13 protein-coding genes and 1 other RNA gene are annotated in these 8147 nt (G+C 63.7%); 9 read left to right on the plus strand and 5 right to left on the minus strand.

Translation table 11 applies throughout. The annotated features are described in order from the left end of the window. The first annotated feature begins 18 nt into the window (after positions 1 to 18). The 3 genes from AWC17_RS07930 (at position 19) to AWC17_RS07940 (ending at position 2044) form a co-directional block, all read left to right on the plus strand. A complete protein-coding gene (locus AWC17_RS07930; RefSeq protein WP_046183159.1) occupies positions 19 to 864 on the plus strand; it encodes a maleylpyruvate isomerase family mycothiol-dependent enzyme in 846 nt (281 codons plus the stop codon). Between the two features lie 90 nt (positions 865 to 954). Beyond that, positions 955 to 1322: a transfer-messenger RNA gene (gene ssrA, locus AWC17_RS07935) on the plus strand. A gap of 335 nt (positions 1323 to 1657) precedes the next feature. Continuing rightward, the gene (locus AWC17_RS07940) at positions 1658 to 2044 is read left to right on the plus strand and encodes a hypothetical protein (RefSeq protein ID WP_046183158.1); all 387 of its coding nucleotides are present in this window, start codon (positions 1658 to 1660) and stop codon (positions 2042 to 2044) included. Positions 2045 to 2274: 230 nt separating this feature from the next. Here the strand turns inward: AWC17_RS07940 and AWC17_RS07945 are convergent, their stop codons facing one another. Further along, positions 2275 to 3150: a patatin-like phospholipase family protein gene (locus tag AWC17_RS07945; protein WP_231588422.1), complete on the minus strand. Its 876-nt coding sequence runs from the start codon at positions 3148 to 3150 to the stop codon at positions 2275 to 2277. Positions 3151 to 3227: 77 nt separating this feature from the next. Then, a complete protein-coding gene (locus AWC17_RS07950; protein ID WP_231588415.1) occupies positions 3228 to 3932 on the minus strand; it encodes a TetR/AcrR family transcriptional regulator C-terminal domain-containing protein in 705 nt (234 codons plus the stop codon). Between the two features lie 171 nt (positions 3933 to 4103). Here AWC17_RS07950 and AWC17_RS07955 point away from each other — a divergent pair, with 171 nt between their 5' ends. The 6 genes from AWC17_RS07955 to AWC17_RS07975 all read left to right on the plus strand — a co-directional run bounded on the left by AWC17_RS07955 (position 4104) and on the right by AWC17_RS07975 (position 7108). Then, on the plus strand, positions 4104 to 4628 hold the full coding sequence (locus tag AWC17_RS07955) for a hypothetical protein (protein ID WP_372517375.1): 525 nt from the start codon (positions 4104 to 4106) through the stop codon (positions 4626 to 4628). Further along, a complete protein-coding gene (locus AWC17_RS07960) occupies positions 4625 to 4798 on the plus strand; it encodes a CsbD family protein (RefSeq protein ID WP_082122938.1) in 174 nt (57 codons plus the stop codon). The genes AWC17_RS07955 and AWC17_RS07960 overlap by 4 nt, the downstream gene beginning before the upstream one ends. A gap of 49 nt (positions 4799 to 4847) precedes the next feature. Next, the gene (locus tag AWC17_RS32600; protein ID WP_167385555.1) at positions 4848 to 5003 is read left to right on the plus strand and encodes a DUF6131 family protein; all 156 of its coding nucleotides are present in this window, start codon (positions 4848 to 4850) and stop codon (positions 5001 to 5003) included. A gap of 200 nt (positions 5004 to 5203) precedes the next feature. Further along, positions 5204 to 5401 carry a hypothetical protein gene (locus tag AWC17_RS07965; protein ID WP_046183179.1) on the plus strand — a complete coding sequence of 66 codons (198 nt, stop codon included), beginning with the start codon at positions 5204 to 5206 and terminating at the stop codon, positions 5399 to 5401. A gap of 67 nt (positions 5402 to 5468) precedes the next feature. Next, positions 5469 to 5861 (plus strand): hypothetical protein, encoded by a 393-nt coding sequence (locus tag AWC17_RS07970; RefSeq protein WP_141224548.1) that lies wholly within the window; start codon positions 5469 to 5471, stop codon positions 5859 to 5861. 17 nt (positions 5862 to 5878) lie between these two features. Beyond that, positions 5879 to 7108, plus strand: coding sequence for a fatty acid desaturase family protein (locus AWC17_RS07975; RefSeq protein ID WP_141224549.1), 1230 nt, complete (start codon positions 5879 to 5881; stop codon positions 7106 to 7108). 79 nt (positions 7109 to 7187) lie between these two features. Here the strand turns inward: AWC17_RS07975 and AWC17_RS07980 are convergent, their stop codons facing one another. From AWC17_RS07980 to AWC17_RS32605, 3 genes are read right to left on the minus strand one after another with little or no spacing between them, the layout of a single operon-like run. Continuing rightward, a complete protein-coding gene (locus AWC17_RS07980; RefSeq protein ID WP_046183155.1) occupies positions 7188 to 7364 on the minus strand; it encodes a CsbD family protein in 177 nt (58 codons plus the stop codon). Between the two features lie 11 nt (positions 7365 to 7375). Beyond that, positions 7376 to 7888 (minus strand): helix-turn-helix transcriptional regulator, encoded by a 513-nt coding sequence (locus AWC17_RS07985; protein WP_085164488.1) that lies wholly within the window; start codon positions 7886 to 7888, stop codon positions 7376 to 7378. Positions 7889 to 7891: 3 nt separating this feature from the next. After that, positions 7892 to 8035: a hypothetical protein gene (locus tag AWC17_RS32605; protein ID WP_156174119.1), complete on the minus strand. Its 144-nt coding sequence runs from the start codon at positions 8033 to 8035 to the stop codon at positions 7892 to 7894. Between the last annotated feature and the right edge of the window lie 112 nt (positions 8036 to 8147).

An 8147-nucleotide genomic window follows, 5' to 3' on the forward strand; every position in this document is an offset into this window, starting at 1 on the left:
TCGGCCTACTATCCGACCATGGCCGATCGCCCCGTCACCAAGCTTGATAAGTCCGAGGTGCTCGCTGGTCTGTTCGCCGTGTGGGACGACATCACCGCACTGCTGGGCGGATTGCCGGAAGCGGAGTGGGAGGCGGCCAGTCCGCTACCCGGCTGGGACGTCAAGGCGCTGGTAGCGCACATGATCGGCACCGAATCGTTCCTCGCCGGAGTCCCCGCGCCCCAGCCCGACATCGACGTCTCGACGCTCGGGCATGTCCGCAACGACATCGGCGTGATGAACGAGTGCTGGGTGCGTCACCTCAGCGCGGAAACCGGCGCGGACGTGCTCAAACGGTTCAAGGACATCACCGACGATCGGCGCAAGGCGCTGACCAGCATGTCCGCCGACGAGTGGGACGCGGTGACGCTGACGCCGGTGGGCCCGGAGAGCTACGGGCGGTTCATGCGGGTCCGGGTGTTCGACTGCTGGATGCACGAGCAGGACATCCGCGAGGCGCTGCGCTGGCCGTCGTCCGATGATCAGCTTGTCGGGCCCGCGTCCGAGCTGTCCCTCGACGAGATCGCCGGCACGATGGGCTACGTGGTGCGCAAGCGGGCCAATGCGCCCGAGGGTTCGCGGGTCCTGTTCGAGCTGACCGGGCCGCTTTCCCGCAGCATCCGCGTCAGCGTCGATGGCCGGGCCCAGTTGGTCGACGACTTCGGCGGCCAGGAGCCGACGGCGACGATCCGGCTGGACGGCCTGCAGTTCACCAGGCTCGCAGGTGGGCGGCCGTTGTGCCCCGCCCGGTCGCAGGACATCGACCTGGGCGGGGATAAGGAAGTGGCCGCCCAGGTCGTCGAGCATCTGAACTTCGTGATCTGATCGCAGCGCCCGGCCGGAACATAACTCCGTTGCCGGGTGTTGATACCGGCGTACCATAGATTGTCCTGCCGAAAATCGGCAGGGATGCGAGGGGCTGAACGGTTTCGACTTCGCGCATCGAATCAAGGGAAGCGTGCCGGTGCAGGCAAGAGACCACCGTAAGCGTCGTTGCAACCAAATAAGCGCCGATTCACATCAGCGCGACTACGCTCTCGCTGCCTAAGCGACAGCTAGTCCGTCAGACCGGGAAAGCCCTCGACCCGGAGCCTGGCGTCAGCTAGAGGGATCAACCGGTGAGTTCGGTCGCGGGACTCATCGGGACACCAACAGCGACTGGGATCGTCATCCTGGCTAGTTCGCGTGACCAGGAGATCCGAGCAGAGGCATAGCGAACTGCGCACGGAGAAGTCTTGAGGGAATGCCGTAGGACCCGGGTTCGATTCCCGGCAGCTCCACAGAGAAGTAGCTGGTCAGAGCCACAAGCTTTGGCCAGTTTTCTTTTACGTCGGCTTTGGCTGACTATCTTCCATCAGAGTTCAATGCTGACAGGGGCTCTGGATAAAGGAGTGCTTATGATCTATCGCCTTGCTATCGGGGTGCTCGCCACTTTGGCGGTGGCGATCATCGTCCCTCCCCAGGGCCATGCCGATCCGCCGACGAAGTGTCTGACCAACACTCCTAAGGGCAAGCAGGTCTACGTGCCCTGCGATCTGCTCAACGCCGGCGCGAATTTCCCGCCGGGGCAGCGTTGTCCTCTACCGCTCGAGCAGTACCCGAAAGATGTGGCGGACTGGTGTGGCGAAGGCCCAGGTCTTGCGAGTTCCACGCCCGCGAGTCCTATGAGCCCGACAAGTCCCGCGAGCCCGACAAGTCCCGCGAGCCCGACGACTCCTGCGAGTCCGACAAGTCCCGCGAGCCCGACAAGTCCCGCGAGCCCTACGACTCCTGCGAGTCCGACAAGTCCCGCGAGTCCGACAAGTCCTACGAGCCCGACGACTCCTGCGAGTCCGACGACTCCTGCGAGTCCGACGACTCCTGCGAGCCCGACGAGTCCGACGCCGACCAGTCCGACGAACCCGACCAGTCCCACGAGTCCTGCGAGCCCGGGCAGTGGATCGTGAGCATTGACGCGACGCCGTCAAGACCCGAAAACGGAGCCGCAGGTAACGAGCGGCACTGAGTTGGACCGAAATGGAACGAAACCGCAGTTGAGCAACCAAATTGCCTGGTAGAGAATCGGGTTCGATTCCCGGCAGCTCCACTGCTGTTTGGTGAGCCGTTGAAGTTCGCCGTGTGCGACGACGAGTGGTCCGCGTTGCTGTCCGCGAACTCAACGATCCAGCCGGTGCGCCGCCGCGGGATTGGCAGCATGCCCGCCGGGCTGATTCCTTTGTATGCCCGACGAGACGTTCAGGGGGATGGGGATCCGTACAAACCCGGGCCTGTGATGCGCAGTTGCGCCAGGAACGAGCGAGCGGACACATACGCGGCCTCGATCAACGCTGCGGTGTGTGTGAAGTCAAGTGGCGACACCAGTCTGGGCGCGGGCCCGGGAAGGTACACGACCGGGATGCCGGCGGCGATGCCAGGAGCCTCGAGCACGGACTGTGCCCGCATCGCGACCATCGCCGTGTAGAGCAGAATGTCGGCGATGGTGTCAGTCGAACCCGGCAGTTGGCCAGGAAAGTTGCAGTCGAGCACCACCAACGAGCGTGCCCCCATCTCGACCGCTTGGCGCATCGGGACGTTCGCCACCAAACCGCCGTCGTAAAGCTGGTGGCCGTCGAGGTCGACGGATGGGAAGATGCCCGGGATCGCCGCGCTGGCCAGCAGAGCGGGGAGCAGCGGACCGTCACGCACAACGTGCGGCCGAGCCGTGGCGATATCTGTCGTGACTGCGGCGAACGGCAGTGTCAGATCGGCGAATATCGTTGCCTGCCCGACAAAGTCGGTGATCACCGCGGCCAATCCGGTGTTGGGGAACAGGTGCGTCTTGACCCTCTGCAGCAGCAAGGCTTGGGTGAGCAAACCGCCCGGGAACACCTGATCTCGCGTCATTCGTGCCCACACGTGCGAGAGCCGGTTCACAGCACCCTTCGGGTCCGCGGCGATGACCGCGCCGTTGAGCGATCCAACCGAGGTTCCGGTGACGAGATCGGGAGTGACTTCGTACTCGCTGAGCGCTTGAAGCATGCCCACTTGGATCGCGCCAAGGCTGGCACCTCCGCCAAGGACGTACCCAACTGGTCGGGGCAGCTCTTCCAGCGTACGCACGTCACCGTTCACCCAATCAGGCTAAAACGCCCATTCACAACAACCACTCGTCGTGGTCCGACAGCTGGCGGTAATGGCGCCATGGCGACTCACTGGGTTCGGGGTGATCCGTCCGCGCGGGAGAGGGATGACGCCAGGCTGGGGAGCAGTAGATCGAGGCCGCGGTCGAGTTCGGCGGCGCCGTCGTAGGAGGCCAAGGCCGGTGCCAGGGCACGCACCAGGGGAAACTCGGTAATCGCCAGCCGGTGCAGACCGAGCCGCAGTACGTGGTCGGTTTCCTCGGGTCGCTCAATGACCTCTTGCAACTCAGTGAGGACGTGGCCGTACAAGTAGGCGAATAGCACCCGGTAGATGTGCAGCGCATCATCGCCGGTGAACCCGGCGGAGGTGAGCAGCGCGAGGACGTCTTCGAGATGCCGCAGGGTTCCGGGCGGGCGCTGGCCGAGCGGGGTTGCCAACGGTCGAGTGACCAATAGCGGCACCACGTTCGGGTGGGCCAGGGCCAACCGTCGAAAGTCGTGTGCGACAACCCGCAGCTGGCCGGCCCAGTCCGGGTCTGCGGTGTCCACCGCGAGTTGCGCAAGGACGATCTCCGCGACACCGTCGAGCACTGCGGCTTTGTTCGGCACGTGCCGGTACAGCACCGCGGGATCGCGACCCACCGCATCGCTGAGGCGGCGCATGGACAAGCCGTCTACACCGTCGCGGTCGATAATTGCCAACGCGGTCTGCAGGATTAGCGGCGGCGTGACCTGGCCGCTATCGGGTCCCGCGGCCCCGTCGGAGGGGGTCATCGGCTCCATCGGCTCCGTCGGGCCCGGTGGGCTGGTTCGACATCGTGATAGCACTTCCCTTCTGGTCGTCACTGTAGACCACCGGTATGGGTCCACAGTGTTGACAGACGTACTAGCTCGGCGTTTACTCAAAGATCTGGCAGCAGAAATAGAGGCGCCATCATGCTTGTGATGCTTGGATTAGTTGTCCTGGTCGTCGCCATGATTGTCGCTATCGTCTGCGTGCTGAGCAATTCGGGGGCCGCCCACCCGTTGACCGAGAACTTCTCAGTATCCGGCTATCACGTCACCGGGTCGACCGGCACTTTGTTCCTTTTCGGGATCGTGATCGGTGCGGTGGCGATGCTGGGACTGAGCGTGCTGCTGGCCGGTGCCCGGCGCTCCGCGGGCCGCGGGCGAGACGCCCGACGCGAACTCGCGAGGTCCCAACGCGAAACGGCGTTTCTGAAGCAAGAACGCGACGAACGCCTCGAACACAGCCAGCAGGTCGGCGCAGCCGCGGGCGCACCGGTGAACTCGCAGCCAACCACGACCCGTTGGAACAGGGTTCCCCTGCTCGGTCGCTGGTCGCGGCGTCGGCAACCGACGGTTCGCACCGACGTCGGCGAACCCGGTGGGCACCGAAGCACGGTCGATTCTGTCAGCCCGCAGTCGCGGTCTGTGCTCACCGAAACCGATGGAAGGAAACCGCAATGAGCATTGGTAAGAAGCGCGCGCACAAGGCCGAAGCCATCAAGGGCGCCACCAAGAAATATTTCGGCCGCGCGACCGGCAACACCCGGCTGCGCACCGAGGGCCGCGCCGATCAGGCTAAGGCCAACGCAAAACAGGCAGGGGCCAAAGTCAAAGACGCCTTCAAGCACTGATTAACCGGCCCGGAACAGCTGCCTCGACATCGAAACTAAGGGAAACACCATGATCATCCTCGGAATCATCCTTCTCATCGTCGGGTTCGTGTTCAAAATCTCCATCTTGTGGACCATCGGCATCGTCCTCCTCGTCATCGGAGCGGTGCTGTGGATGTTGGGGGCGATGGGACACGCTGTCGGCGGCCGCCGCCACTACTACTGACCGGCCACCCGCAAACCACGCGACTGGTCCGATTCGACGGCACATGAATCGCCGCATTGCGAATACGGCCAGAACCACCGCCGCGGCCCGGCGACGGGATATCGAGCACACGCAACGGCAGTCACCAGATGACCCCGTCGCTCTTTCATGACTCACCGCCCGGGCCTCCCGGCGGTCGACTATCCAAGGAGACAGACATGATGCGTATCGTCGGACTGCTCGTGCTCGCATGGCTCGTCGTTGGCGCCATCGCGGCCGGCCAACGTGGGTATTTCACCCACGCCGCAGAAAACTGTGCCAGCGCCGGGACGATCGCGGTCACAGTGATCGCCGGACCGCTGAATTACTTCGGGGTCAACCCCAAAGTGACGAACTGCACAGTGCCTAAACCCAGCTGACGACGCACACCGTCACGTCGCCACCGAGGAACCCATCGACCGTGTTCAACCACCATAAGGAACCGATATGACTACCGGCGCTATGGTTTTGATTGTCGGCGTCGCGGTCGCGGCAATTCTGCTCATCGCAGGGCCGGTGTGGCTGGCGCGCACCAAACGCAACAAACACGGCCACGTCGAAGCCGACAAGATCCGCGGTGCTGCCAGGCAGGAAACACTCCACGTCAGGCAGCAGGAGGCGCTCGCCGACGAGACTGCCGCCAAGGCCCACGCCGCCAAGGCCGAAGCCGACGTCAACGCGGCCCAAGCCTCCGGTCTGCAACAGCAAGCCGCCGCCCACCGCAACGAGGCAGCCACCTCCCGTGGCCAACTCAACGGACGTGACCACGATGTTGCCGCACTCGAATCTCCGCAGCGTGTTCGTCGGCCCGCGAGTGGGGCGGCAAGCCACCTCGCCTGAATGTTGGTGAGGCGTCGATGGCAATCACAAACGTCGCCGAATACGCTCATCTGAGCGGGGCCGACCTCGATGCGCTTGCGGTCGCATTGGAGGCGATCCGCCGCGACATCGAGGATTCGCGCGGCGAAAAGGACAGGACATACATCCAGCGCACCATCGCTTTTCAGCGATGCCTCGACGTCGCCGCGCGGCTCGTTATCGGCGGGAGCCGGAGCAAGGTCGGCTGGGCGCTCGGAACCGCCGCACTCGCCGTGGCCAAGAGCATCGAAAATATGGAACTCGGCCATAACATCGGCCACGGCCAATGGGATTGGATGAACGACCCGGAAATCCATTCCAGTACCTGGGAATGGGACATGGTAGGTGTCTCGTCGCAATGGCGGTATTCCCACAACTACCGTCACCACGTGTTCACCAACATCGTCGGCGTGGACGACGACCTCGGATACGGTGTCCTGCGGGTCACCCGTGACCAACGATGGCAGCCCAGTAATCTGCTGCAGCCTTTGCGAAACCTGTTGTTGGCCATCACGTTCGAATGGGGCATCGCATTGCACGGCTTGCACTCGGAGCATGAGCGCACCGCGACCGACGCGGAGAAATCCACCCACACCAGGGCGCTGATCCGCAAGATTGCCCGGCAGGCTGGCAAGGACTATGTGCTCTTTCCCGCACTCGGTCCTCGACGGTGGCGCCGCACACTCACGGCAAACGCGGCGGCGAACCTGCTACGCAATGTGTGGGCGTATGTCGTGATCTGCTGCGGACACTTCACCGACGGCGCGGAGAAGTTCACTCCTGCCGCGCTCGGCGGTGAGACGAAGCCCGAATGGTATCTGCGACAAATGCTGGGTACCGCGAACTTTCGCGCCGGGCCGGTGTTGGCGTTCCTCAGTGGAAACCTGTGCTACCAGATTGAACACCACCTCTACCCCGATCTGCCGAGTAACCGCTATGCGGAGATCGCCCCACGGGTTCAGGCGGTGTGCGCCACCTACAACCTGCCGTATACCACCGGTCCGCTAGCCCGCCAGTACCTGCTGACCTTGCGCACCATTTCCAAGCTGGCGCTCCCGGACCACTTCCTCGCCGCCACCTCCGATGACGCACCAGAGACGTTGTCGGAGAACAGGTTCCGCAATGTCGGGAAACAATCGCACTTGTCGAGCGTGCGCGACGACAGCCGCCCGGCGGCGCGGATTGGATACAGCAATACTGGACCGAACAAATCGGTGTCAGCGGATTGATCAGCGCACCTGCGGCAAAGGCCACTGGGTGGCCGCGTCCACGGTCGACCGGTGAAAGCAGGGTACCGTTACCCTGCACCTACTTCTTTTTGAAGGCGTCCTTAACCTTCTCACCGGCGTCTTTGAGGTTGGACTTCGCCTGGTCGCGCTTGCCCTCATTTTCAGTGCTGGTGTCGCCGGTGACCTTGCCGACCGCTTCCTTGACCATTCCCGCAAGCTCTTCGAGCTTGTTCTTCGCCTTATCCATACCGCTCACAGTGTCTTCTCCTACTTTGGGGTCCTCAGGCCAGGTGTCTGATCAATCCGAGTTCGCGGGCACGGGCGACCGCATCGGCGCGATTGCACACCCAGCTTCTTGTAGGCACGCTCGGCGCGTTCTTTGGCGGCGGAGCGCGAGATCCCAAGCTTGTCGGCCACCAGCGCAAACGTCATCTTCGTCGGCAAGTAGCGCAGGACTTGCAGCTCGACCCGGCTGACCGAGGCGGCCACCGCGGCCTCGTCCGCCTTATGCGCAGCCGCCTCAATCGCCGCCGTCGACGCCGCCACCGCCTCGGTTTGCGCGGCGTACGCCTCGTCGATCACCCGGGCGGTGTCCTCCAGGGCCGCGAGTTGCACACCGACGAGCTTCTCGGTCTGTTCTCCGATGAAACCCTCGCTGAATACCACGCCACCCAGACCCGCGATCGAATCGAACAACGGCCTGGCCCAACGATGCTCCACCAGGATCAGGGCCAGGCCCGAACCCGGGACCAGCGACTGCACCAGAGCCTGGGCTCGCACGCTCTACAACACCTCGACGCCACGGCCCTCGAACATGGCGAACACGTCGAAGGGATCGAGTTGGGCGCCGGCGATCAGCAGGTCGCCGAAGTCCTCGTCCGCGATCTCTACGCGCGTCAGTGATCCATCATCGTCGATGGTCAGCACAAGCAGGTCGAGCAGGCGAAGAACGCCATGTCCTTCTAGTGGTGTGTCCCGTCATTAGCTGATGGTTTGTAGGGCGACGCGTCCGCGCCGGACTTTCTCCAGAATGGAGTCG

It is taken from the genome of Mycobacterium nebraskense, from assembly GCF_002102255.1.
In the GTDB taxonomy this organism is placed as follows: domain Bacteria; phylum Actinomycetota; class Actinomycetes; order Mycobacteriales; family Mycobacteriaceae; genus Mycobacterium; species Mycobacterium nebraskense.

Excerpts from the sequence above, each read along its gene's own strand:
- AWC17_RS07970 (WP_141224548.1), top strand. The coding sequence starts at position 5,469 with ATGACTACCGGCGCTATGGTTTTGATTGTCGGCGTCGCGGTCGCGGCA.
- AWC17_RS07975 (WP_141224549.1), top strand. The coding sequence starts at position 5,879 with ATGGCAATCACAAACGTCGCCGAATACGCTCATCTGAGCGGGGCCGAC.
- AWC17_RS07960 (WP_082122938.1), top strand. The coding sequence starts at position 4,625 with ATGAGCATTGGTAAGAAGCGCGCGCACAAGGCCGAAGCCATCAAGGGC.
- AWC17_RS07965 (WP_046183179.1), top strand. The coding sequence starts at position 5,204 with ATGCGTATCGTCGGACTGCTCGTGCTCGCATGGCTCGTCGTTGGCGCC.
- AWC17_RS07950 (WP_231588415.1), bottom strand. The coding sequence starts at position 3,932 with ATGACCCCCTCCGACGGGGCCGCGGGACCCGATAGCGGCCAGGTCACG.
- AWC17_RS32600 (WP_167385555.1), top strand. The coding sequence starts at position 4,848 with ATGATCATCCTCGGAATCATCCTTCTCATCGTCGGGTTCGTGTTCAAA.
- AWC17_RS07955 (WP_372517375.1), top strand. The coding sequence starts at position 4,104 with ATGCTTGGATTAGTTGTCCTGGTCGTCGCCATGATTGTCGCTATCGTC.
- AWC17_RS07930 (WP_046183159.1), top strand. The coding sequence starts at position 19 with ATGGCCGATCGCCCCGTCACCAAGCTTGATAAGTCCGAGGTGCTCGCT.